Here is a 25,839-nt window from a genome sequence, read left to right as displayed (position 1 = left end):
AACACTTTTAAAACAACGTTACCCTTTTACACTATTTATTTACCTTACCGTTAACCGTGTTAAATTATCAGGATTATTTTTCTTTATAGTACAGGAAGCCGTCTTTACGCGCATAGCAAAAGAATTTCCCTTCATTATTAACCAGTCCCAAAAGCAGTAATCGTTTTTCTTTTTGATAATTCCGGTCGTAAAAGCCTACTTTATAAGGGAAAACCGGCTGGATAATCTTTTCCGCAGTAAAATCCCAGTCGGCTACAAAACCATACAACCCGTCTTTTTTAAGACTGATAAAATCATCATCATGGCGCAGGTAGTTTGTTTTATTGGCTTCTATCTCGTCATAACTAACCGGGAGTACCATACCGTCAAATGGTGTGATCACGCCATATTTTCCATCCTTTTTAACCCTCCAGTATTTTATATAAACGTTAAACTCCTTTGTGGCATATTTTGACAGCGCAAAAGGATCCAGTTCGTCATACAGAATCGGGATGATCACTTTTTCCGTTTTATCGATCAGCCCGTATTTTATTTGTGGAGTATTTACGTCTTTTTGACCTACAATAAACAGTAGCGTCCGGTTTCCGGCAACATCGAATGCTAACGGGGTTATACTCTCATAACGGCTTGGGATTGTCTGTTCGCTGGAAAGAATGATTCCGTACTGGTCACCGGATTTATAAAGGATGATATTTTTTAGGTTTACGCGTTTTTCTTCGGTATCTTCAATAACACCTCCGTAGCTGATGCTTTCAAAAGCATACGGTTTATCACTTGCCGGCATTTGAAATTCTATGGCCGGTGAAGCTTCTTTTTGCCCGGCAATCCGTTCGCTTAAAAACAGTTTACCGTCTTTAATTTCGAAACTGTTTGTACTGTATTTTTTTATTTTCTTAGGCGTAGGCGTAACACTTCCTCCATCTGCTTTTACATAGGCATACGGTTCTGGTACATCGCCTCCATCCATAACTTTAACATCGCCACTGCCTCTGCCCGTTCCGGAACCATATCCGCTTCCCTCATATACTTCCTGCCTGTCATCCTCCTGTTTCACGGGTACTTTCTGTAACGTAAACTTTCCGTTATCATTAATGATTTTCATGGGTTCTTTTGCATCAGACCGCTGCCGGGATGCTGTTAAATAAATACTTCGGCCGGGAAGCGATAAAGACCTGTCTAACGTTACTTTATAATAATCTTTTAAAAGCCATTCTGAAATTTTCTGCTTATCACAATCGTAAACAAACAAGCTGTAGGCGTCATCAAAATCAGTAACCGCTATTAGAGCATAACGGGCTCTTTTTTTATTGATCGCACTTATGCCAACCGTATCGATTGGCCTGATATATTTGAAATTATCCGGGTAAAGATTCTCGCCTTTTAAATTGAATATTGCCTGTCCGGTTCTTCTTTTCTTATAGTAATGGTATTCCTTTTCATCCTTATATGTTTTGGACGTATTGGAATTTTCACGTAAAGTGGCTATAATGAATTTATGCGGTTCTATACCAAATTCATCATATTCGGCTCCGGAAACTACCGGTTTGCCGTTGTAAAGAATTCCCTTGTTTCCTTTTTCTGAAAAATAAAAATAACCTTTGGGCATTTTCCGCTGGTAATCAATATAATCATACCGGTTTTTAGTAAGCAGTTTGCCTTGATAATCCGATATTCCAAAAGCATTGCCTTCGCGAAAAGGGATACTAACATCCTGGCAGAAAGCCCCGAGTGAAAAAAGTAAAAACAGACAGATTTGTAACGATAGTTTCATAAAAATTGGAATAGATGTCAAATATAGCATTTATAGGCAATTGTAATCGGGCGAATTGCATTTTACACAAAATCGCGGTAATCGGTTACAATACCGGGCAATCCGGTTATAAAAAAATCCCGCTGTAAGGCGGGATTCATTATTTATACAGTGTACATTTTCTGTCTTAATTCTTTGATCTTATCATCTTCCAGATAGTCATCGAACGTCATGTAACGATCAATAACACCATTTGGCGTGATTTCCAGTACGCGGTTTGCAACCGTTTGAGCAAACTCGTGGTCATGTGTGGTAAACAATACCGACCCCTTAAAGTTTTTCAACGAGTTGTTAAATGCTGTAATCGATTCCAGATCCAGGTGGTTTGTTGGTTCGTCCAGCATTAATACGTTGGCACGCAACATCATCATACGGGAAAGCATACAACGTACTTTTTCTCCTCCGGATAATACACGTCCTGTTTTTAAAGCCTCTTCTCCGGAAAAGATCATTTTTCCTAAGAAACCACGAACATAAACTTCGTCTCTTTCCGGCTCTGTTTTCGCCCATTGGCGTAACCAGTCTACTAATGTTAAATCATTTTCGAAGAAACTGTGGTTGTCTGCAGGAAGATAGGACTGGTTTGTCGTAATTCCCCATTCTACCGTACCGGAATCCTGTGTCATGTTTCCGTTTAAGATCTCATAGAATGCCGTTGTAGCACGGGAATCTTTGGAAAAAACAACAATTTTGTCGCCTTTTGCCATATTCAGGTCTACATTTTTAAATAACGTTTCGCCTTCAATAGAAGCACTTAAGTTCTGAACATTTAAAATCTGGTCACCCGCTTCACGCTCCTGGTCAAAAATGATTGCCGGATAACGGCGGCTTGACGGTTTGATCTCGTCCAGATTTAATTTATCAATCATTTTTTTACGGGAAGTTGCCTGTTTGGATTTGGCAACGTTCGCACTGAAACGACGGATAAACTCTTCTAATTCTGCTTTTTTCTCTTCTGCTTTTTTGTTTTGCTGCGCACGTTGTTTCGCCGCTAACTGGCTGGACTCGTACCAGAAAGTATAGTTACCGGAATAATGGTTGATTTTTCCGAAGTCGATATCCGAAACGTGTGTACAAACAGCGTCCAGGAAGTGACGGTCGTGCGATACTACCAATACTGTATTGTCATAATTAGCTAAGAAATTCTCCAGCCATCCGATGGTTTCGAAATCCAGGTCATTCGTAGGCTCATCCATGATCAATACATCCGGACTGCCAAATAAAGCCTGCGCTAAAAGGACACGTACTTTTAATTTAGCATCCATTTCACCCATTAAAGTATAGTGATGTTCTTCCGAAATCCCTAAATTCGACAACATTGCTGCTGCATCCGAATCGGCATTCCATCCGTTCATTTCTTCAAACTGAACCTGTAATTCCCCTATTCTGTCTGCATTTTCATCTTTATAATCCAGATAAAGCTCATCCATTTCTTTTTTAACGGCAAATAAGGTTTTATTTCCCATTAAGATAGTTTCAAGCACCGTATGCTCATCAAACATGTTGTGGTTCTGGTTTAAAACCGACATACGTTTGCCCGGTTCAAGGATTACACGACCTGACGTTGGATCTATATCTCCTGATAATATCTTTAAAAACGTTGATTTTCCTGCTCCGTTAGCACCGATAATACCGTAGCAGTTACCTTGGGTAAAAGTTACATTTACCTCGTCAAACAAAATTCGCTTACCAAACTGAACCGATAAATTAGAAACTGTTAACATTGAAATTGATTTTTTATAAAATTGTTGCAAAAGTAGAAAAAATAGTGCAGTTTTGAACTATCTAATTTAGAATCTATAAAGCTTTATTTTAACTGTACATTAACAGGCTGTTCTATAATATAGAAATACTTTTGTTTAGAGATAAATTTGTTTGAATGTTTGCCTATATAAGAAATTTTATACTTCCGGTTTCCTCAATATTAATCTGTTCCCTTACTTCTTGCAATAAGAAATTTGAGAGTGACAATTATTCCGCATATTTTGGAGGCGAAGTAATCAATCCCCTTAGTCGTTACGTGCTTTTCTGTAAAGATAATAAGGTTATTGATACCCTGACCTTAGATGACAAAAACAGATTCTTTAAGAAATTCGATTCCTTAACGCCGGGTATGTACACCTTCCGCCATGATCCGGAATACCAGTATGTGTATTTTGATAAAAACGACAGTTTGATGGTGCGGATCAATTCCGGTGATTTTGATAATTCTATCGTTTTTTGCGGACGCGGCGATCAGAAAAACAATTTCCTGATGGAAATGTATCTTAAAAACGAATCGGACAAAAACAATATGTTTAATCTTTTCGATAAGGATTACAACAGTTTCTCCAAAAGCATTGATTCCATTTACGCCCGCAAAAAAGCTTTTTATCTGAGAAAGAAAACAGAAATCAACTGGGATGAAAACTTTGATTTATTTGCCAAAGCCAGTCTGGAATTCAATCATCTTGCCAAAAAAGAAATTTATCCGTTTGCACACGAACGCCGCACCGGAGAAGAAATAAACACCAAGCTGCCAAAAGAATATTACGATTTCCGTAAAGAAATCAACTTCAACAATGCGAAACTGACGAACTACTCTCCTTTTGTACGCTATTTAACGGCCATGCTGAACAATGTTGCTTATTCCGATCCGAATCATCATTTCAACCTGGAAGAAAGCGCTATTGAAAGCAATATCAAAAAGCTGAACATTGCCGACACCTTGTTTAAAAACGAAAAGATCAAAAACAGCGTTTTAAACAATATCGCTTTTATGTATTTGCTGGAAGACCAGAACATGCATAATAAAAAGAAATTCTTTGACCGTTATTCGCAATTGTCTACCGACAACAGTAATCATAACGAGATCAAAAAAATAAGTGATGCGATTCAGTCGCTTACAGAAGGAAAAAAATTACCGCCGGCCGACCTTTCCAACCTGAACGGTGAAAAAGTGGATCTGGCCGCTTTAACAAAAGGCAAACAAACCGTATTGTTTTTCTGGACGTCAAACGCCAAAGCCCACATGGTTACCGTACACAAGAAAGTAAGTGCCCTTAAAAAGAAATATCCGGCAATCAATTTTATATCGATCAATGTAGACGATTCCGAACAGGAATGGAAACAGATTTTAGCACAATATCAGTTTGAAAATGAAGATACAAACGAGTTGCGGTCCAATAATTTTGAAGCTTTAAAAGATCATTGGGTAATTACAAAAATCCAGCGGACAATATTGCTGCGACCGGACGGGACTATCAAAAATGCTTTTGTAAGCCTTTTTGATGCCGACTTTGAAAAGAACCTTAAATAAAGAGAATACACAAACTAAATCAGCGAAAAAGGCGGTTACTTTTATAAGAAACCGCCTTTTTTAATGTATAACTGTGGAAAACTATTTGTTTCCTTTTTCGTAGTCTGCTAAAAATTGCGCCAAACCGATATCCGTTAACGGGTGTTTTAACAATCCAAGGATAGACGATAAAGGTCCTGTCATTACATCTGCTCCGATTTTAGCACAGTTAACAACGTGCATCGTGTGACGTACCGAAGCGGCTAAAATTTGCGTTTCGAAAGCATAGTTATCATAGATCTGACGGATTTCGTCAATCAGGTTCAAACCATCCATAGAGATATCATCCAGTCTTCCCAGGAAAGGCGATACATAAGTAGCACCTGCTTTTGCGGCTAACAATGCCTGACCAGCAGAGAATACTAACGTTACATTTGTTTTAACGCCTCTGTCTGAGAAATATTTACACGCTTTAATACCTTCCTGAGTCATTGGTAATTTCACCACGATCTGCTCGTGCAATTCTGCCAGCTCCTCACCTTCTCTGATCATTCCGTCATAATCGGTAGCGATTACTTCCGCGCTCACATCACCTTCAACTATATTACAAATATCCACATAGTGTTTTAAGATATTGTCTTTTCCTGTAATACCTTCTTTCGCCATTAATGATGGGTTTGTTGTAACGCCATCCAATACTCCCAAAGCCTGTGCTTCTTTAATCTGCTCTAAATTAGCCGTGTCTATAAAAAATTTCATCTTAAATATATTTAATAATAGTTGTGTTAAAAAACGGAATACAAAATTACAATTTATAATGGTTCATCAGTAATTTTTCATATACTTTATCCGGCAGGATCCGTTTGAGTACAATGGAAAATTTCTGCATAAAAGCCCCTACTTTATAATGGATTTTCGGATCCGGGTTCTGAATGATCTTCAATACCGCTTCCGCCATCTGACCGGGATTGCTTCCACCGTCTACATGTTCGTTCATTTCCTTTAGCGTATTGCCATACGGAAGCTCATAGGCCGAGCCTTTAATAACAGGTGCATGGTAACGTCCGGCAGCAATATTGGTCGCAAAATCCCCCGGTGCCACATTTGTAATATGAATACCGAATTTTTTCACTTCCATTCGCAAGGCTTCCGTTATTAATTCCAGGGCGCCTTTGGACGACGAATATACGCTTCTGTAAGGCAGTCCCATATAACCGGCTATAGACGTCACATTAATGATTAAACCCGATTGCTGCTGACGCATTTGCGGCAGCACGGCTTTCATTACTTCTATCGGCCCGAATAAATTGGTTTCAAAATTATTGCGGATTTCCTCAGCCGGAATCTCTTCCAGCGGCCCTGTGATTCCCACGCCGGCATTGTTGATCAGTACATCCAGCCTGCCTTCTTTGGCAATCACTTCGGCAACAGCCTTCCGGATAGAAACGGCATCCCGTACATCCAAAGCTACCAATGGAAAAACACTTTGCGGTACCCGTTCCGGATTCCTGCTGGTTCCATAAACTTTATATCCGCTGTGGGACAATAATTCTCCGATTGCTTTACCAATACCGGAAGAACCGCCGGTAATTAAAACCACTTTATTCATGGAACTGTAATTGATTGTTTAATTTGCTTTTCAGCATGCTAAAATAAGGAAGTTCGCACGCTTATAAAAACCAAAAAGGCCCTAAAACAAAAAAATCTCCCTAAAGGAGATAATTCGTGTATTTTGTAAAAAATGGCAAGCGACCTACATCGCACCGCTACAACCACATACCTTTGCTGTGTTCCCACCCTGGAGGAGTCTGCAGGAGCTGGTCGTGTAGGACTTGCCGGTGCAAATATACAATCTTTTTATATTTTTGCAAGGCAATTGTGAGATATAAAATACAATCGTATATTGTGGTAATCAATTTTAGTAATCATGAAAAATTATAATGCATTAGCATTCATTTTATTAAGCAGTTTTTTCTTCTCCTGTGACAAAGAAAAAAATAATGAAAAAATTTTATTCAGCATTGATACAACGGGCTTAAAAGAGGTTTATCAGCCTCAGGAAACCCTTCCTTTGGGTATAACAAACATCGAAAACAAGGCGATCGACTCGGTTATTTACTATGTAAACGATAAAAAAGTTGGCGCTGTAAAAGGAAACGGTAAATTCAGTTTTGCCTTAAAAGACCAGAAACTGGGTTATCAGAATATTAAGGCACTGGTTTATTTTGAAGGCGAAAATAATGAAGCCACCGGAAGAGTCGAACTGGTTTCGGCAATTCAGCCTAAACTTTTAGACTATAAAATTATAAACACCTACCCTCACGATATCAAGGCATACACACAGGGATTGGAATTTTACCGTGATACTTTAATTGAAAGTACCGGAAACGGTGCCGGAAACGGAACCGGTCTGCGCGGTATTTCAAGCTTGCGTAAAACCGATTATAAAACCGGAAAAGTATATAAAATTGTAGAACTTCCGCAAACTGTTTTCGGAGAAGGCGCTACCGTACTGAACAATAAAGTATACCAGTTAACGTATCAGAACAACGAAGCATACGTTTACAATGCCGATACCTTTAAAAAAGAGAAAACCTTCCCGTACTTTAAACCGCAAATGGAAGGCTGGGGATTATCCAATGACGGTAAAAACCTGTTAATGTCTGACGGTACCGAAAAAATCTGGTTTGTTAATCCTGCCGATTTTAAAGAAGTCGATTATATTAATGTCTATACTGCCGGTTCGAAAATCAAGGCCGTAAATGAAATGGAATGGATCGACGGGAAAATATTCGCAAATATTTATACCAAAGATGCTATTGCGATCATTGACCCTAAAAACGGTGCAGTGGAAGCCATCATTAATTTAACCGATCTGAAATCGAAAGTAACGGCACATCCGGATCTGGACGTTTTAAACGGAATTGCCTACAATCCTAAGACCAAAACCATTTTTGTAACCGGTAAAAACTGGGATAAAATGTTTGAAATAAAAGTGGCAAACTAATCCCCTGACCGGATTTTTTTAACACGCAAAGTAATATTAAATAATTTCTTAACAGGAAAATGTCTTTTTAATCCTTTTTTGTTGTAAATTAGTTAAAGAATTTAGAATCTGAATATTGGTAACTTACTAATATTCAGATTCTTTTTTTTCCAAGCCATCCAAGTCATAAAATATTAAGCTTTTTTTAACGTGCCGACTAGTTCGGTTAGTTTGGTTCAAACCGAACTAATTGTATCTTTGCAACCAATTTAACAAAAAGAATACTATGGATAAGCAGCAAGAAGAAAAAGACGAGTTGATCGAATTGTTCGGTATTCACTTTGAAACCTACTATAATTTACCCCCTTGTGCTTCCCGACTGCTTGGGATCCTGATCCTGAACAGCAGAACCAAGGGGCTGACTTTTGAAGAATTGGTAGAGCAGGGAAATGCCAGTAAAAGCACGATCTCTACCAATATCAACCTCCTGCTGAAATTGGGCAAAATAAGCTACTATACCAAACCCGGAGACCGGAAAAAATATTTCCTCCCCTCTCCTCCCAGCGAACGCATTCAAAACCATCTGAAATTCCTTGACTCCGAAAAGAAAATGCTGATGAGAGTCCGGGACTATGAAGTCCGGTATCCTGCCGAAGGACACACTCCTATGGTAACAAAAGCAATTGATACCTATATGAAATATTTGCTTGAGTTTGAAAAATTACTGAATAAATCCATTACCGAAGAATCCCTATCCCGAGACGAATTTTAAAAGTTTATTTACAATTATATAAATAGTTATCTTATGAAGAATAAATTAATCTTTAGCATGTTGGTGACTACACTGATTCTGGCATCGTGTGGCGACAAGAAATCACAACAACAGCAGGCAAATGGACCGATGCCCTTCCCGGTTCAAAAAGTAGTTAAAGAGAACGCTATAACCTATCAAGAATATTCTGCGAATTTACAAGGACAGCAAAATGTTGAAATCAGACCGAAAGTAAACGGTTTTATTGAAAAGATCTTTGTTGACGAAGGACAAAACGTACGAAAAGGTCAAATACTGTTTAAACTGGAAACCAACACCCTTTCGCAGGATGCAAACGCCAGCAAAGCTGCTGTAAACGCTGCTCAGGTGGAAGTAAACAGGCTGATTCCTTTAGTGGAGCGCAAAATCATCAGTAATGTGACGCTTGAAACGGCTAAAGCCAATTTAGCTCAGGCGAAAGCGAATTACAACAGTATTGCTTCCAACATCAATTTTGCGACGATAACCAGCCCGGTAGATGGTGTTATCGGAAGCATACCGTACAAAGTGGGAAGCCTTGTTGGTTCTACTACAGTAGATCCGCTGACAACCGTATCGGATATCCGTAACATCCGTGCCTATTTCACGATGAATGAAAAACAGCTTATCCATTTCAACAAAACCTTTAAAGGCGCTACAACCGCAGAAAAGATCAAGGCATTGCCTCCTGTTGAGCTGATTTTGGCCGACAATTCGGTATATGATCAGAAAGGAAAAATTGAAACGATCAACGGATTGGTTAATGCCCGTACCGGTAGTACTGAATTCAGAGCACAGTTTCCAAACCCTCAGGCCGTATTGAGAAGCGGCGGCAGCGGGATCATCCGTTTACCAATAGAGGAAAAAGACGTGATTTTATTACCGCAAAATGCAGTGTACGACATGCAGGGAAAACAAATGGTATATACGGTTGGCAAAGACAATAAAGTACATTCCAAAATTATTGAGACTAACGGAACATCCGGATTGAATTTCATCGTTACCAGCGGTATCGAACCTAATGAAATTGTTGTTATCGAAGGGGTAACCAAATTAACAGACAACCAGGAAATCATTCCTCAGGAAGCTGGTAAAAATGCCCAGACCGCTCCGGCTCCTAATGCTCAAGCTAAAAAATAGATTATGATAAAAACGTTTATAAACAGACCGGTTCTTTCAACCGTAATCTCCATTATCATTACCATACTCGGGATATTGGGATTAACGTCGTTGCCTATAGAGCAATATCCGGAAATTGCTCCGCCTACCGTTCAGGTAAGTGCTACCTATACCGGAGCAAATGCAGAAACCGTTTTAAATAGTGTGGTAACACCTATTGAAGAAGAAATTAACGGTGTGGAAGGGATGACCTACATGACTTCAACATCGGCAAATAACGGTTCGGCAAACATCAGTGTGTTCTTCGAATTAGGGGTTAATCCTGATATCGCTGCCGTAAACGTACAAAACCGTGTGGCAAGAGCAACCAGTAAATTGCCTCAGGCAGTAGTAAATACCGGTGTTACCACCATCAAGAGCCAGACGAGTGCCCTGATGTTCTTTGCCCTTTATTCTGACAATAAAGTATATGACGAAACCTTTATACAGAACTACGCCAGAATTAACCTGGTACCCAAGTTACAACGTGTTAAGGGTGTTGGTCAGGTAAACGTGTTTGGTGCAAAAGACTACTCAATGCGTATCTGGATCGACCCTGAAAAAATGGCGAACTACAAAGTGGTTCCGTCTGAAATCCAGGACGCTTTACGGGAACAGAACTTAGAAGCGGCTCCCGGAAAATTCGGTGAAAACGCAGAAGGGGTTTACGAATATGTAATCAAATACAAAGGCCGTCTTTCCCAGATTTCAGAATATGAAAACATCATTATCAAATCGACTGGAAACGGAAATTTCCTTCGTTTAAAAGATGTTGCCACTGTAGAATTAGGGGCTTTCAACTATGGCGCCAAGAATATGGCCATGGGGAAACAGGGTGTTGCCGTTGGTATTTTCCAGACATCCGGTTCAAATGCACAGGATATCATGACGGAAGTAATGCATATCCTGGAAGAGAGCAAAGGTACTTTCCCTAAAGGACTGGATTATGTTATTCCTTATAACTCCAAAACCTTTTTGGATGCTTCCATTGCAAAAGTGGTTTCCACTTTGGTAGAAGCCTTTATATTGGTATTTATCGTGGTATTCGTTTTCCTTCAGGATTTAAGATCAACGCTAATTCCGGCCATTGCGGTTCCGGTAGCAATTGTTGGTACTTTCTTCTTCCTGCAGCTCTTCGGATTCTCGATTAACATGCTAACCCTGTTTGCTATGATTCTGGCTATTGGTATTGTGGTCGATGATGCGATTGTCGTCGTCGAGGCGGTCCATGCCAAACTGGATCACGGTATCAAGGATGCAAAAAAAGCAACCATTTCTGCGATGGACGAAATTACCGGAGCGATTGTTTCGATCACCCTGGTTATGTCGGCGGTATTCGTACCGGTATCCTTCCTGAAAGGACCTTCGGGAGTATTCTATAAGCAGTTTGCTATTACATTAGCCGTAGCAATTGTAATTTCAGCAATCAATGCCTTAACCCTGAGTCCGGCGCTTTGTGCTTTGTTCCTGAAACCACACGATGATTCTGAGCATGCCAAAAAAGGCTTGAAAGACCGTTTCTTTACTTCTTTCAATACGGCATTCGACTCGATGAATAATAAATACAGTAGATCCCTGAACTTCCTGGTAAGAAGAAAATGGATCACCGGAATTGCTTTATTAGCAGTTGTAGGGATCACCTTCCTGTTGTTCAAATCCACGCCGTCCGGATTTATTCCGAATGAAGACCGTGGAATCATCATGGGGGATTTAACCCTGCCTCCGGGAACAACTTTAGAAAAAACACAGAAAGCCGTTAACGAGCTGGATTCTATTTTAGCTTCTATGGATATCATTGAATCCCGTATGAGCGTTGTCGGATTCAGTTTATTAAACAACGTAAACGGTGGTTCTTATGCCTTTACCGTTATCAAATTAAAAGACTGGTCACAGCGTAAAGAAGCTAATCAGTCCATTGAAGCCGTAGTGGGGGAACTATTCGGAAGAACGGCACACTTTAAAGATGCAAAAGCATTGTTCTTTACACCGCCAAGTGTACAGGGATTCGGTACTGCGGACGGTTTCGAATTTAAATTACAGTCCAAAGGCGATGACGATTGGGGAACAATCAGTAAAGTTAGCGGCGAGTTCTTACAGGCTTTAAACAAAAGACCGGAGATTCAGTATGCCATGACCAACTTTAACCCGAACTTCCCGCAATACCAGCTGGATATCAATATTGAAAAAACCAAAGATGCCGGAATTTCCGTATCCGATATTTTCAATACGCTACAGGGGTATTACGGTGGATTGTACACAACGGATTTTAACCGGTTCGGTAAGCAATACCGTGTTATGATCCAGGCAAAACCGGAAGATCGCGCTACAGAGCAAAGTTTGGATAAGATTTATATCAAGAACCAAAATGACGAACTGGTAGCCATCAGTCAGTTTGTGAGTCTGAAAAAGACCTATGGTCCGGAAGCGGTTACCCGTTTCAACCTATTGAAATCGGTTAACATTAACGGTAAAGCTAATCCGGGATATAGCTCCGGTGATGCGATTAACGCGATTAAAGAAGTGGCTGCCGAACATTTGCCGAACAATTACGATTATGAGTTTTCCGGTATGACCCGTGAGGAGATTTCTTCCGGCGGACAGGCGATTGGTGTATTCCTGTTGAGTTTGATATTCGTTTACTTCCTATTAAGTGCACAATATGAAAGTTACCTGCTTCCGTTATCGGTAATCCTATCGTTACCGGTTGGTATTGCAGGAGCCATCGGATTTGTAAAACTCGTTGGACTGGAAAACAATATTTACTTCCAGATCGCCCTGATCATGTTAATCGGACTACTTGCGAAGAATGCCATTCTGATTGTCGAATTTGCCATCCAGCGTAGAAGGCACGGAATGAGCCTCTTTGAATCGGCAGTTGAAGGTGCTAAAGCACGTCTGCGTCCGATCTTGATGACCTCTTTCGCCTTTATCTTCGGTTTATTACCGCTGGCATTAGCCAATGGAATCGGAGCGGTAGGTAACCGTTCTATCGGTATGGGTGCTGTTGGAGGAATGTTAATCGGTACTATTTTAGGGGTATTTTTTATTCCGGTATTGTTTGTCATCTTCCAGGGATTACAGGAACGTATGAGCGGAAAAACAGCAGCTCAAAAAGCGGCAGAAGAAGATTCTGAAAATGTTGCACTATAAAATCATGAACATGAACTATCAAAAATCATATAAAATAATGGTTGTCATAGCAGCTGCATCGGTGATGCAGTCCTGCTTTGTCGCCAAAAAATACGAAAGACCGAAAGTAGCTACCGAAAACCTGTACCGAACAGACCAGGCAGCTAAAGACAGTACTTCTATGGCGAGTGTTTCATGGAAAACGCTTTTTACAGATCCAATTTTACAGGGACATATTGAAAAAGGGCTGCAAAACAATTTTGATATCCGTATTGCGATACAAACCATTGTTGCTGCCGAAGCCAATCTGAAACAAGGAAAAGCAGGCTACTTCCCTACCCTGAGTTTAGGGGCTAACCTGACCCACCAGGAACTGGCAAAAAACAGTCAGTTCGGATCGTTCTTTAACGGTTCTCTGGATCAGTACCAGCTTTCCGGAAACCTGTCCTGGGAAGCAGATGTCTGGGGAAAAATCAGAAGTAATAAAAGAGCAGCAAATGCTTCCTATTTACAAACGGTAGCCGCAAACCAGGCAGTTAAAACACAGTTGTTAGCGAGTATTGCTGCTACCTATTACCAATTACTGTCTTTGGATTCGCAATTAAAAATAGCACAGGAAACGCTTTTAAACCGCGATAACAGTATTGTTACGATTAAAGCGTTAAAAGATGCCGGTAATGTAAACGAGGTGGCTGTTAAACAAACGGAAGCACAGAAATATGCAACCGACCTGATTATTGCCGATTTAAAAACAAACATCACGTTGTTAGAGAATACCATGTCTATTCTTTTAGGACAGGCTCCGGGGAAAATCGAAAGAAGTACTCTTGAAGCCCAGAAAATGAATGTGGATGTTGATTTTGGTGTGCCTTCAGAGCTGTTAAGCAAAAGACCGGACGTTATTGCGGCAGAATACAATCTGATTACCAGTTTCGAATTAACCAATGTGGCCAAAAGTAATTTCTACCCGTCCTTTACCGTTACCGCTACCGGTGGTTTCCAGAGTTTGCAGTTAAAAGAATGGTTTAGTACCAATTCCCTGTTTGCGAACATTGTTGCCGGGTTAACCCAGCCGATTTTCAATCAGCGTCAGATCCGAACCAAATATGAAGTAGCGAAATCCAACCAGGAAAAAGCCTATTTACAATTTGAGCAGTCTTTGCTGAATGCCGGAAAAGAAGTTTCGGATGCGTTGGCACAATATAAAAACGAAACGGACAAGTTAGTCATCCGCGAAAAACAGGTAGATGCTTTACGCAAAGCAGCAAGTTATTCTGACGAGTTGTTAACGCAGGGTTTTGTTAACTATTTAGAAGTGTTAACGGCTAAAGATTCTGCTTTAAGCAGCGAACTGGATTTGATTAATAACAAATACAAACAATACAATGCCATCATCATGCTTTATAAAGCATTGGGTGGCGGTGTGCAATAGTATTTGCGTGAACTATATAAAAGTAAAAGTGGCCGGGAGAAATTCCGGCCACTTTATATTTTATTTCTTATCATTTGTCCATTATTCATCTATTGCTTTATTCTAATGGATAGAAATTCCTAAATTCTAAACAGCAATTCAGCACTAATAATTGCGATTATTCAATCTTATAACTGATTATATGAAATGAATCAGCTGAATTTTCTTTTATTAGTCCAATCTCTTCAATAGTATTTGTTTTTTCATATTCAACTTTATATTTATAAACAATAATTCCATCTGGATTAGATTTGTCTGTATCAAATAATTCTTTTCTCTTAAACATTCCAAAATTATTATGTTTAGCTTTCAGAATCTCCTTGAATTTAAAATATGGTGTTTTTTGATAAAAACGAAAACTCATTAATGAATCTATAGCTTTAATATTATCCTGATGCTTATAAAATCTATCGATAACAACGTTTTCATCACTCACAACTAAAGCTTTACTTGACTTATCATATTTCGTTTTTGATATAACTTTTCCATCACTTTTAATAATTTCTTCGACAACAACATTCTGTGAGAATACAATTATTGGTATTAAGCAAAAAATTAGACTAAAAACTTTTTTTATATCAATATTGGTCATTATAAAACTATTTAGATTTTCTAATCTCATCTATTATACTTTTATTATCAAAAATCAATTTTTGATCATTTCTAAAAGAACTTAACGTTGTTTCTCCTTTATTTTTTACGATGGAATCCCCTATGTATATTTTTCCCCAGATAATTCCATATACAGAAACTTTCTCACCACTTTTTAACACTAAAGTAGGATCATTATGATTCTCTTTATCATAATATTTTTCGACAACAACCCCATTATATTCTTCATTTTGAATAGAATTTAGAAGATTATTACGAAATCTATCATTTGTATTATAAAAAACATCCCATACAATAATTCCTACAATAAAAATCCCTACTAATAAAAAAGTTATCTTTTTTAATTGCTTTATATTTAGTTCAAACTGTTTCATTATTTCATTTAAGTGGTAAAATCCACGTTTTGGTTTCACTAATTATTGCTTCAACTTTTAATGACGGCGTTATCCCGACACTTCCAGCAGTATATTGATACCCACGCTTATTATCGCCAAAATTACCAAAACTACTACCTTGAGAGCCTCCTCTTTCCCAGCCATATCCTCCTAAAGGAGTATTAAACGATGTACTAATAGAATTTCCTTTACCGGCAAAATCAATGATAGAAAAAGGATTATCACCTGTTGGAGTTATTTTCCCTGCTTTAAATCCTGTACCTCCACCAATACCTGCATTACCTCCAAAAGTAAAATATGCAGCTTTACCTCCTATATCATCATTAATAAATCCTGCTTCAAAACTAATCCCCCCTAAAAACGCACCTCCAATAGAAACTCCTGAAAAATTACCAGATTTTGCTCCGGTACTCTGTATAGTAGTTCCACCTTCTGTAAGAATATCATTTGAAGTATCTATAGTTTTATTATTCATATTTGTAACTGTTCCATTATTATGAAATGTATATTGATATGATGCTTTACCTCTTTTATATCCCGTAAGCGTTGAGCCATCATTTAAATGTTTCACAGAATCTCCATAAGCGGCGGTTGCATCAGCTTGACTACTAATCGTAGCGTCAAAGAAAATATTTTTACCATTTTTAACCCAATCATCATTACCCACCGCCGTAGTCATTTGTATACGGTCATCATAAATATTCGAAGTACTTATGGCCTGCATGCCATCCGGATCGATAAAATAGACCGGATTGTCCAATGCATAAACGTAAGGCGAAAAACGCCTGGATTTTTCTGCCAGCGGATCGATATTCATCCATCTACCAATCGCAGGATCATAATTCCGGGCACCGTAGTCGTATAGGTTTAATCTTAATTCATGCTGAAATTCTTTTCCGTTATAGCTGTATCGATAAGGGTTTACTATTGTCTTTTTCTGTTCCGTCCAGATACCCGAAATACCATTTTCAGGGACTATAAAAGCATACTTTTGTGTATTATAGCCTTTGTGTTCCAGTCCGTACGGATAATAATGACTTTCGCGGATGATTTTAAGGGCATCGGTAGTATTGTCCTTTGCCCAGCTCAGACGCACATTACCCAAATGATCGGTATAATTGTACACATACGTAAAATCCATTCCGCTGTCACTATTCGTTACAGCCACATATCCTTCTTCATGCTGAAAGAATTTCAATTCGCCGTCTTCATACTGGAATCCGCCCAGATAATCGGTAACGGTAGTCTTATCGCCAACAGTGACTTTCTTTTGTCTTTTTTCACCCACAGCATTGTAAAGATACACAATTTTGTCACCGTTGGAAAAGGTAATGACTACCGGTAAATTCAGATGGTTGTAGGTAATATTGGTGATGTTCTTGTTGGCATCCAGGATCAGATTGCCAGAAGCATCATAAGTATAATCATCCGTAGCGCCGTTTTCTCCAACTGTCTGAGCAGTAATATGCAGGCTCAGTAAGCATAACATCCAAAACATTTTTTTCATATCGCATTGCGTTTAAATTCTGCCTGATTTTTACAGAAAAGTTAAACTCAAATTTTAAAATGTTTTCGCAATTTTCCTAAACCATATAGTTCTAAATAATACCTATTTGGTATACTTTTCAGTATACTTTTTTTGACCCCATAAATGCCCTATACCGTTCACTTTCTGAACGATAAAGTTTAAGACAATGGGGTCAATATATGCTTCGGATTAAATTGATTGGGATTACCGGATGGAGCAGGGAAGTTTAAACTCAAAACGAAATCAGAGATTTATTTCCATAAAAATACCCCCAAAAGCGGGGGCATTTTTATGTTCTTTTTTTATCTCTTTTTCTTTGCCGGTGCAGAGGAATTTCCGGTTCCGGAACCGGCATTCACATATTTTTTATCGGTAGGATTATAAGTCAGCCTGCTTTCCTGTGATTTGTTTTTAAGAACCACATCGCCTTCATTGGTCAACGTAAATTCAAAACCCTCGCGGCGCATTCTTTCCTGTGTTTCAGAAGCGTTTTGCAGTTTGTCTAAAAACACGATTTCTTTTATTTTAGTGGTCGTCTGTACGTTGGCTAAAATTTGTGTTTTGGTTGCCGGTTCCCAGATCTCAGAAAAAGTACTTAAGGCTTCTTCATTTTTTGTTTTGGTTTCCGTTATATTTTTTTCGGTCCATGTAATGCAGTACAACGGTGTTTCTTTTGCTTTAAAAGCGGTGATCTTACATTCGGCAGGAACTGCTTTATCAATTGCTTTGGTTAAAATGGTATCCTTTTTAGCCCCTTTCTCATTTTTGAAAACATAGAAAAATTGTTGTGTTTTATTCTTTACCAGCTCGGCAGTAATATCATCGGCTTTCGCTAAAACGGTCGACTGTGTTTTTGCAGCCGGAGCTTTTTTTACAGTTTTTTTCTTCTGGCTGTACATCCCCATCGTGAACAACAGCGACAAAGCCAGTATCATGCTTTTTTTCATAATTTATTGGTTTACTTGGTCTTGCCAATGTACAAAAAATATTAAATTATAAATCAACCGGACCATTTTTAAAACAAACTTTTTTATTGCCCGTTGTTATATAAAAAAAGCCGGATTGTTACATCCGGCTCTTTTAAATTATTATTTAGACTACTGCTTTTGCAGAAATTCCAATACGTTTTTGGTGATTCGGTCATTAATATCAGAGATATCTGCTTTTACAAACGACTCTCCTAAAATATTTTCATACAATTCAATGTAACGTTCGGAAACACTGGCAATATATGCTGTTGTCATTTCAGGGATCTGCTGTCCTTCTTTACCCTGAAAACCGTTGGCAATAAGCCATTGGCGTACAAACTCTTTAGACAATTGTTTTTGTGCTTCTCCTTTATCCTGTCTTTCCTGGTAACCGTCGGCATAAAAATAACGGGAAGAATCCGGCGTGTGGATCTCGTCGATTAAAACAATCTTTCCGTCTTTGGTTTTCCCGAATTCATATTTGGTATCTACCAATATTAATCCGCGGCTTGCTGCGATCTCTGTTCCTCTTTGGTACAAAGCTCTGGTATAGTTTTCCAAAACGATATAGTCTTCTTCCGAAACAATACCTTTTGCTAAAATGTCTTCACGCGAAATATCTTCATCATGCTCACCGTTATCTGCTTTTGTGGAAGGCGTAATAATCGGGGCCGGGAATTTATCATTCTCTTTTAACCCTTCGGCCAGTTCCACACCGCAAAGCATTCTTTTTCCTAAAGCATATTCGCGGGCAGCATGACCGGCTAAATAGCCTCTGATAACCATTTCTACTTTAAACGGCTGACACAAATGCCCTACCGCAACATTCGGATCCGGAGTGGCAATTAACCAGTTCGGAACGATATCGGCTGTCAGCTGCATGAATTTGGTCGCAATCTGATTTAAAATTTGTCCTTTGTAAGGAATTCCTTTTGGCATCACCACATCAAAAGCCGAAAGACGGTCGGTTGCGATCATTACTAAAAGTTCATCATTGATATTGTAAACTTCTCTTACTTTTCCGCGATATACGGATTTTTGTCCGGGGAAATTAAAGTTAGTTGTTGTTATTGTGTTCATGGAACAAGTGTGTAGTTAGTTGTTATTGTTTTAAAGGTGCAAAAGTACGTAAAAAACAAATTCTTATAATAAAAAATCCGCCCTTTAATTAGCGGCGGATTTGTATTTTTTTAATCGTTATTTTCAATACTCTTATAGGCATCGATAATTTTCTTAACCAGTCGGTGTCGCACGATGTCTTTATCATCAAGATACAGTATCCCTACTCCATCCACATCCTTTAAAATCAGCAGGGCTTCTTTTAAACCGGAAATGGTTCTGCGGGGCAGATCGACCTGGCCGGGATCGCCGGTGATGATAAATTTTGCGTTTTTCCCCATACGGGTCAGAAACATTTTCATTTGCGAATGGGTCGTATTCTGCGCTTCATCCAGAATAACAAAGGCATTGTCCAGTGTCCTTCCTCTCATAAAAGCCAGCGGAGCGATCTGAATGATCCCTTTCAGTATGTAATCTTCCAGTGTTTGTGGCGGCAGCATGTCCCGTAGCGCGTCATATAACGGCTGCATGTACGGATCCAGCTTTTCCTTCATATCACCGGGTAAAAATCCTAAATTCTCGCCTGCTTCAACTGCAGGACGGGTTAAAATGATACGTTTTACCTGTTTCTCTTTCAAAGCTTTAACAGCAAGAGCAACTCCGGTATAGGTCTTTCCTGTTCCCGCCGGACCAACGGCAAATACCATGTCGTTTTTCATCGTAAAATCGACTAATTTCTGCTGGTTCGGTGTTAATGCCTTAATCAGTTTCCCGCCAATGCCGTGTACCAGGATTTTATCATGGTCGGCCATTTTCTGTTCATCCTGACTGTTGGTTTGTACGATTCTTTCAATCACATTATCATCGATAGAATTATAACGTGAAAAATGGGTCATCAAGCGATTGAAACGTACTTCAAATTCGTCCAAAATTTCCTTTTCTCCGTAAGCTTTCAGCAATGTACCACGGGCTACAATTTTTAATTTCGGATATAATTTTTTAATTATTTCAAGATGAGCATCTTGAGCTCCCCAAAATTCTTTTGGGGTAATGTCTGTCAATTCGATGGTTCTTTCGTTCAAAAGCAGCGAGATTTAATTAAAAAAATAAGTTAGCTTTGCATATCTCAAATCTAGCAATTTTTAAGGAAAGTTCCTCTAATAGTTATAAACAAAATGATGTCAATAATTACCCTAACAACTGATTTCGGACTGAAAGACCACTTCGTCGGTGCATTGAAAGGTAAGATTGTTACAGAACATCCTGATGTGCAGATTATCGACATTTCCCACAATATAGATCTGTTCAATATTTCCGAAGCCAGTTATATCATTACTGCGGCATACAGCAGTTTTCCAAAAGGCACTGTACACCTCATTGGCGTGGACAGTGAGCGTACTTTTGAGAACAAACACATTGCCATGCAATGGAACGACCATTACTTTATTTGTGCCGATAACGGTATTTTAAGCATCCTGACCCAAAAAATCATTCCGCAGAAAATTGTTGAGATCAACATACACGACCGCTTGCCGGAAGGCGCTACCGATATGGATGTTTTTGTTAAGGCAGCCTGTCATTTGGCCAAAGGCGGTGTGATGACGGTTATCGGGCGGGAAATACCGGCCATTAAGGAAATGAGTGAGCTGCAGGCTACCGTTGCTTCCGATGCCGCTTCTATTAAAGGCTATGTGGTTTATATTGACCATTTTGGCAACTGTGTGACCAATATTTCCCGGAAACTGATACAGGAAACCGGCAGAGGCCGCCTGTTTGAAGTTAAATTCGGTACCAAGACCATTAAAAATATCCACCGCAATTATTCCGATTTTAAAATTCCGGAACGATTCACCCTAAAAGACTTCGAAGGCGAGAAACTGGCACTCTTTAATGAAGCCGATTTTCTCGAAATCGCCATCTATAAAAGTAATCCGTCCACCGTTGGTTCTGCCACCTCATTATTGGGTTTAAAGTTCCGCGATATGGTTACTATAAATTTCAAATCCTAATTCAAAAAATTAATCCATAATTCCTTATGTTTGTACGCATCGTAAAAATGAGTTTCCACGAAGATAAAATCGAAGCTTTTTTAACGAATTTTCAGGAAGTTAAACAACAAATCCGCAATTTTCCCGGCAATAACTTTTTAGAGTTATACCAGGACAAGCAGGATAAATCCATCTTCTTTACCTATAGTTACTGGGAAACGGAAGCGGATCTGGAAAACTACCGCAGGTCGGAACTCTTTACGGAAGTCTGGGCATACACCAAGCAGTTTTTCAATGCCAGACCGGAAGCCTGGAGTGTTGACAAGTTGGTTAGTTTAACATAACACGATTACAAAAACGAATAAAAACGTACTAAAAATAAATGAAAGCCTTACTATTAAGAGAAATCAAATCCTTTTTCGGTTCGCCCATAGGGTATTTGGTTATCGCTATTTTCCTGTTACTGAACGGTCTCTTTCTTTGGGTATTTGACGGAGATTTTAATATCCTGAAAAGCGGTTTTGCCGATTTAAGTCCTTTTTTCACCTTATCGCCCTGGATCCTGATTTTCCTGATTCCGGCGGTAACCATGCGGAGTTTTTCCGATGAAAAGAAGCAAGGAACGATTGAATTGATGCTTACCAAACCCCTGAGCATCTGGGAAATTGTAAACGGTAAATTCCTGGGCGCATTTTTACTGATCGTTATCGCGATCATACCGACGATCATTTATGTTTTCGTGATTTCCAAATTCGGAAGTCCGGAAGGCAATATCGATATGGGAAGTACTCTGGGTTCTTATTTCGGTTTATTATTCCTGATTGCCGCTTACTCGGCTATCGGTATCTTTACCTCTACCCTTTCCGACAACCAGATTGTTGCTTTTATCATTGCCGTATTTTTATGCTTCCTGTTCTATTTCGGATTTGAAGGTATGTCATCCTATATGGGAAGTTTCAGCAATTTAATCGCCGGTTTCGGTATGGATTACCACTTTAAAAGTATGAGCCGCGGTGTTATTGATACCCGGGATATTATTTATTTCCTGAGTATTACCGTACTATTTTTAGCCGCAACTGTATATCAACTTAAATCTTTGAAATGGTAATGAAAGAGCATAAAAAGAAAAGCCTGAAACAGTTTGGTATCGTCATACTGGTTTTATTAGCCGTTAACATTGCCGGAAGTTATTTTTTCAAACGTTTCGATTTAACGCAGGATAAGCGTTATACCCTGTCTGAAACGTCATTGGAGATTATTAAAAAAATTGACAGTCCTTTATATATTGATGTCTTTTTAGACGGACAGTTTCCGGGAGAATTCAAACGTCTTCAGGGAGAAACGCGTCAGCTGTTAGAAGAATTCAAAGCGTATAATTCCAACATTATTTTCCAGTTTGTCAACCCGCTTGAAAAAGAAGAAGAGCGTGAAGCGACCATGAAAATGATGTACCAGCGTGGTATGAACCCGATCAGCATTACCGTTGATGATAAAGGGAAACAATCGCAGGAAGTCGTATTTCCGTGGGCAATTGCCACTTATAACGACAAGGTTACCAAAGTACAGTTACTGAAAAACATGATGGGTGCCACTACCGAAGAAAAAGTAGTGAGCTCTGTACAACATTTAGAATATGCTTTTGCCGATGCTTTTAATAAGGTTATTAAAGGCAAAGAGAAAAAAATAGCCATTATTAAAGACAATGGCGAGCTACACGAATTACAGATCGCCGATTTCCTTAAAACTGTTCGTGAAAATTATTACATCGGACCTTTCTATATGGATTCTGTGGCTAAAAACCCGGTTAAAACGGCTTTAGCGCTTAAAAAATATGATCTTGCCATTATAGCAAAACCGACCAAACGTTTTACAGAAGAAGAAAAACAGGTATTGGATCAGTTCATTGTAAACGGTGGTAAAACCTTATGGCTGGTTGATGCCGTACAGGCAGAAATGGACAGTTTGTACAACGAAAACGGTGCTATTTTAGCCTATCCGAGAGATCTGAACCTGAATGATATGTTCTTTAAATACGGTGTCCGGATCAATCCGGCTCTGGTAAAAGACGAACAGGCCATCCCGATCAAGCTGGCATCCGGCGATAAAGGAAGTGCCACGCAATATGACCAGTATTTCTGGAAATATTCACCGTTTATTTATCCGCAGTCCCAAAACCCTATTGTCAAAAATATTGAAGGCGTTCGTTTTGAATTTGCCAACCCGATAGATACTCTTAAAAACGGCATCAAAAAGACCGTTTTAATGCGATCGTCCCAATATTCCAAAACAGTGGGAACTCCGGTTGAAGTGAGCCTGAATATGGTTACAGAAGAAACCAATCCGAAAGATTATACCGGTAAAGGCTATATTCCGGTATCGGTTTTACTGGAAGGAAAGTTCAATTCGATGTATGAAAATCGCGTACTGCCTTTTAAAGACACTACATACAAGACATCGGGCAAGAACAGTAAAATGATTGTTATCTCTGACGGTGACCTTATCAAAAACCAGTTAGACCAGGCTTTCCAGCCGTTAGAATTGGGTTATGACAAATGGACCAACAACCTTTACGGCAATAAAGAATTTCTTTTAAACTGCGTTAATTATCTGCTGGACGACAACGGACTTATTAACATTAGAAGTAAAGATGTCGATCTGCCATTATTAGACAAACAAAAAGTTTACGACAATTACACCACGACACAAATCATAACTGTCGGATTACCAATAGTTGTGTTATTAGTATTCGGAATATTATTCACTTTCCTGAGAAAAAGAAAATATTCACGTTAGTTGTTAATAAAAAATGTTTTTACATTAATTAGATTACGATATATTTGTGAAATGTAAAATTTAAGCCGAATTTTACAAACCTAAAAAAGAAAGATGATGAAGTTTATTGTATCCAGTTCATATTTATTAAAGCAATTGCAAGTTCTAGGTAGTGTTATTAACAGTAGTAACACCTTACCTATTTTAGATAATTTCTTATTTGAATTAGATAATAATCAGCTTAAAGTATCGGCTTCCGATTTAGAGACCACCATGTCTGCTACTTTGGAAATTGATTCTACCAGTCAAGGAAGTGTAGCTGTTCCTGCAAAATTATTATTAGAGATATTAAAAACGTTCCCGGAGCAGCCTCTAACGTTTACGGTTGAAGATAATAATACGGTTGAAATCAGCTCCAATTCCGGAAAATATGCGCTGGCGTATGCACCGGGTGATGAGTTCCCTAAAGCAGTTGTTTTAGAAGAGCCTTCTTCCACTTTGGTTCCTGCCGAAGTATTGGCAACAGCCGTAAGCAAAACTATTTTCGCTGCCGGTAACGACGATTTACGTCCGGTAATGTCCGGAGTATTTTTCCAGTTTTCACCGGAAGGATTGATCTTCGTGGCTACCGATGCACACAAATTGGTAAAATATGCCCGTACAGATGTAAAAGCATCTCAGGTTGCCGATTTTATCATGCCTAAAAAACCTTTAAATATTTTAAAAGGTATTTTATCGGCTTCTGATGCAGAAGTAAAAATTGAATACAACGATTCGAATGCAACCTTCTCTTTTGACAATTATATTTTAACATGTCGTTTGATTGACGGAAAATATCCGAACTATGAAGCGGTAATCCCAAAAGAGAATCCTAATAAATTATTGATGGACAGATCGCAGTTTTTAAGCTCTGTACGTCGTGTGGCTATTTTTGCCAACAAAACAACTCACCAGATCCGTTTGAAAATCGCCGGAGCAGAATTAAACATTTCTGCCGAAGATATCGATTACTCAAACAAAGCAGAGGAAAGATTGACTTGTGATTACCAGGGTGACGATATGCAAATCGGGTTTAACTCCCGTTTCTTAACAGAAATGCTGACCAACCTGCAATCTGATGAGATCATGCTTGAAATGTCCCTTCCAAACCGTGCCGGTATTTTAACTCCGGTTGACGGACTTGACGAAGGCGAAACCGTTACGATGCTTGTTATGCCGGTAATGCTTAACAACTAGTCGTATTCCCTACGCTATAACCAACCCTTTTATACCAAAAAACCGCAAGACCTTAACCGGATTGCGGTTTTTTATTTACAAAAATTTCGCTACAATTTTAAATAAAAACTTTTTATATTTATCCGTAAGTACCAATAAAAAATACATCATGAAAAATACAATCCTGATCATTCTTTTTCTTTCCATCAATATTTGCTTCAGTCAAAACAATAAAGTTCAGGGGCTTCCTGAATTAACAACAACGATAAATGATTTTGAAGATATCCTATCCGATAACCAGGAGTTCCTTTTAAATGCATCGATCCGGTATTTTTACGAAAGAACACAGATTCCAATCACTATTGCCACCGTAAATTCCGTTCAGCCTTACAGCACATTTTCTGATTTTTCCTTAGCCTTAGCCAAAGAAACAAAATCAACATGTATTTTAATTGTAGTCTCAAAATCGCTTAGAAACATCCATATACAGAATTGTGACGACGTAGTAGCACAAATAACCGATGAGGAAACGAAAGCAATCATCGATAATTTCATGATTCCCAAATTTAAAAATAACGACTTTTTTAACGGATTGTTGAATGGTTTAGCCGAAATAAAAAAAGAATTCAATTAATTACAATAAGTTATTTCCACAAAAAAAAGACCCTGATTGCTCAGGGT

At 38.8% G+C, this 25,839-nt stretch carries 22 protein-coding genes and 1 other RNA gene; 12 read left to right on the top strand and 11 right to left on the bottom strand.

Going from position 1 to position 25,839, the window contains the following annotated elements; genetic code table 11:
• Positions 1–73: 73 nt before the first annotated feature.
• Together HW120_RS12145 and HW120_RS12140 are read right to left on the bottom strand one after the other, a co-directional pair.
• A complete protein-coding gene (locus HW120_RS12145; protein WP_177734364.1) occupies positions 74–1,771 on the bottom strand; it encodes a WG repeat-containing protein in 1,698 nt (565 codons plus the stop codon).
• Positions 1,772–1,914: 143 nt separating this feature from the next.
• Positions 1,915–3,534, bottom strand: coding sequence for an ABC-F family ATP-binding cassette domain-containing protein (locus tag HW120_RS12140; RefSeq protein ID WP_177734363.1), 1,620 nt, complete (start codon positions 3,532–3,534; stop codon positions 1,915–1,917).
• Positions 3,535–3,689: 155 nt separating this feature from the next.
• Here HW120_RS12140 and HW120_RS12135 point away from each other — a divergent pair, with 155 nt between their 5' ends.
• Complete coding sequence (locus HW120_RS12135) at positions 3,690–5,108, top strand: TlpA family protein disulfide reductase (protein WP_177734362.1); 1,419 nt, start codon at positions 3,690–3,692, stop codon at positions 5,106–5,108.
• An 81-nt stretch (positions 5,109–5,189) separates the two neighbouring features.
• On the opposite strand, the gene fsa is transcribed toward HW120_RS12135, so the two are convergent.
• From fsa to ffs, 3 genes are all read right to left on the bottom strand, one after another.
• Complete coding sequence (fsa, locus tag HW120_RS12130; protein ID WP_177734361.1) at positions 5,190–5,846, bottom strand: fructose-6-phosphate aldolase; 657 nt, start codon at positions 5,844–5,846, stop codon at positions 5,190–5,192.
• Positions 5,847–5,892: 46 nt separating this feature from the next.
• Positions 5,893–6,696 carry an SDR family oxidoreductase gene (locus HW120_RS12125; protein WP_177734360.1) on the bottom strand — a complete coding sequence of 268 codons (804 nt, stop codon included), beginning with the start codon at positions 6,694–6,696 and terminating at the stop codon, positions 5,893–5,895.
• Positions 6,697–6,827: 131 nt separating this feature from the next.
• Positions 6,828–6,925: signal recognition particle sRNA small type (gene ffs / locus HW120_RS12120), an RNA gene on the bottom strand.
• An 89-nt stretch (positions 6,926–7,014) separates the two neighbouring features.
• Between ffs and HW120_RS12115 the strand changes: the two genes are divergently transcribed.
• The 5 genes from HW120_RS12115 (at position 7,015) to HW120_RS12095 (ending at position 14,582) form a co-directional block, all read left to right on the top strand.
• Positions 7,015–8,094 (top strand): glutaminyl-peptide cyclotransferase, encoded by a 1,080-nt coding sequence (locus HW120_RS12115; RefSeq protein WP_177734359.1) that lies wholly within the window; start codon positions 7,015–7,017, stop codon positions 8,092–8,094.
• Positions 8,095–8,359: 265 nt separating this feature from the next.
• Positions 8,360–8,845 (top strand): GbsR/MarR family transcriptional regulator, encoded by a 486-nt coding sequence (locus HW120_RS12110; RefSeq protein ID WP_177734358.1) that lies wholly within the window; start codon positions 8,360–8,362, stop codon positions 8,843–8,845.
• Between the two features lie 33 nt (positions 8,846–8,878).
• Positions 8,879–10,003: an efflux RND transporter periplasmic adaptor subunit gene (locus tag HW120_RS12105; protein WP_177734357.1), complete on the top strand. Its 1,125-nt coding sequence runs from the start codon at positions 8,879–8,881 to the stop codon at positions 10,001–10,003.
• A gap of 3 nt (positions 10,004–10,006) precedes the next feature.
• A complete protein-coding gene (locus HW120_RS12100; protein ID WP_177734356.1) occupies positions 10,007–13,171 on the top strand; it encodes an efflux RND transporter permease subunit in 3,165 nt (1,054 codons plus the stop codon).
• Positions 13,172–13,175: 4 nt separating this feature from the next.
• The gene (locus tag HW120_RS12095; RefSeq protein WP_317168379.1) at positions 13,176–14,582 is read left to right on the top strand and encodes an efflux transporter outer membrane subunit; all 1,407 of its coding nucleotides are present in this window, start codon (positions 13,176–13,178) and stop codon (positions 14,580–14,582) included.
• Between the two features lie 157 nt (positions 14,583–14,739).
• On the opposite strand, the gene HW120_RS12090 is transcribed toward HW120_RS12095, so the two are convergent.
• From HW120_RS12090 to HW120_RS12065, 6 genes are all read right to left on the bottom strand, one after another.
• Positions 14,740–15,243: a hypothetical protein gene (locus HW120_RS12090; protein ID WP_177734355.1), complete on the bottom strand. Its 504-nt coding sequence runs from the start codon at positions 15,241–15,243 to the stop codon at positions 14,740–14,742.
• Positions 15,221–15,607 carry a hypothetical protein gene (locus HW120_RS12085; protein WP_177734354.1) on the bottom strand — a complete coding sequence of 129 codons (387 nt, stop codon included), beginning with the start codon at positions 15,605–15,607 and terminating at the stop codon, positions 15,221–15,223. Before HW120_RS12085 ends, HW120_RS12090 begins: the two co-directional genes overlap by 23 nt.
• 4 nt (positions 15,608–15,611) lie before the next feature.
• On the bottom strand, positions 15,612–17,135 hold the full coding sequence (locus HW120_RS12080) for an RHS repeat domain-containing protein (protein WP_177734353.1): 1,524 nt from the start codon (positions 17,133–17,135) through the stop codon (positions 15,612–15,614).
• Positions 17,136–17,458: 323 nt separating this feature from the next.
• Entirely contained in the window at positions 17,459–18,103 is a 645-nt protein-coding gene (locus tag HW120_RS12075) for a hypothetical protein (RefSeq protein WP_177734352.1), read from the bottom strand.
• 150 nt (positions 18,104–18,253) lie between these two features.
• A complete protein-coding gene (locus HW120_RS12070; protein ID WP_177734351.1) occupies positions 18,254–19,204 on the bottom strand; it encodes a phosphoribosylaminoimidazolesuccinocarboxamide synthase in 951 nt (316 codons plus the stop codon).
• A gap of 110 nt (positions 19,205–19,314) precedes the next feature.
• The gene (locus HW120_RS12065) at positions 19,315–20,265 is read right to left on the bottom strand and encodes a PhoH family protein (protein WP_177734350.1); all 951 of its coding nucleotides are present in this window, start codon (positions 20,263–20,265) and stop codon (positions 19,315–19,317) included.
• Positions 20,266–20,361: 96 nt separating this feature from the next.
• Between HW120_RS12065 and HW120_RS12060 the strand changes: the two genes are divergently transcribed.
• From HW120_RS12060 to HW120_RS12035, 6 genes are all read left to right on the top strand, one after another.
• Positions 20,362–21,192: an SAM hydrolase/SAM-dependent halogenase family protein gene (locus HW120_RS12060; protein ID WP_177736332.1), complete on the top strand. Its 831-nt coding sequence runs from the start codon at positions 20,362–20,364 to the stop codon at positions 21,190–21,192.
• Between the two features lie 26 nt (positions 21,193–21,218).
• On the top strand, positions 21,219–21,515 hold the full coding sequence (locus HW120_RS12055; protein WP_177734349.1) for a putative quinol monooxygenase: 297 nt from the start codon (positions 21,219–21,221) through the stop codon (positions 21,513–21,515).
• A 38-nt stretch (positions 21,516–21,553) separates the two neighbouring features.
• Positions 21,554–22,279, top strand: a complete 726-nt coding sequence (gldF, locus tag HW120_RS12050; protein ID WP_177734348.1) for a gliding motility-associated ABC transporter permease subunit GldF — start codon at positions 21,554–21,556, stop codon at positions 22,277–22,279.
• Complete coding sequence (gldG, locus tag HW120_RS12045; protein ID WP_177734347.1) at positions 22,279–23,964, top strand: gliding motility-associated ABC transporter substrate-binding protein GldG; 1,686 nt, start codon at positions 22,279–22,281, stop codon at positions 23,962–23,964. The genes gldF and gldG overlap by 1 nt, the downstream gene beginning before the upstream one ends.
• Before the next feature lie 96 nt (positions 23,965–24,060).
• A complete protein-coding gene (gene dnaN / locus HW120_RS12040; RefSeq protein WP_177736328.1) occupies positions 24,061–25,179 on the top strand; it encodes a DNA polymerase III subunit beta in 1,119 nt (372 codons plus the stop codon).
• 148 nt (positions 25,180–25,327) lie between these two features.
• Entirely contained in the window at positions 25,328–25,792 is a 465-nt protein-coding gene (locus tag HW120_RS12035) for a TPM domain-containing protein (protein WP_177734346.1), read from the top strand.
• Positions 25,793–25,839: the final 47 nt, after the last annotated feature.

The organism is Flavobacterium inviolabile, from assembly GCF_013389455.1.
Classification (GTDB): domain Bacteria; phylum Bacteroidota; class Bacteroidia; order Flavobacteriales; family Flavobacteriaceae; genus Flavobacterium; species Flavobacterium inviolabile.
The sequence above is the reverse complement of the archived record's forward strand: the minus strand, read 5'-3'. Positions and strand labels throughout refer to the sequence as shown.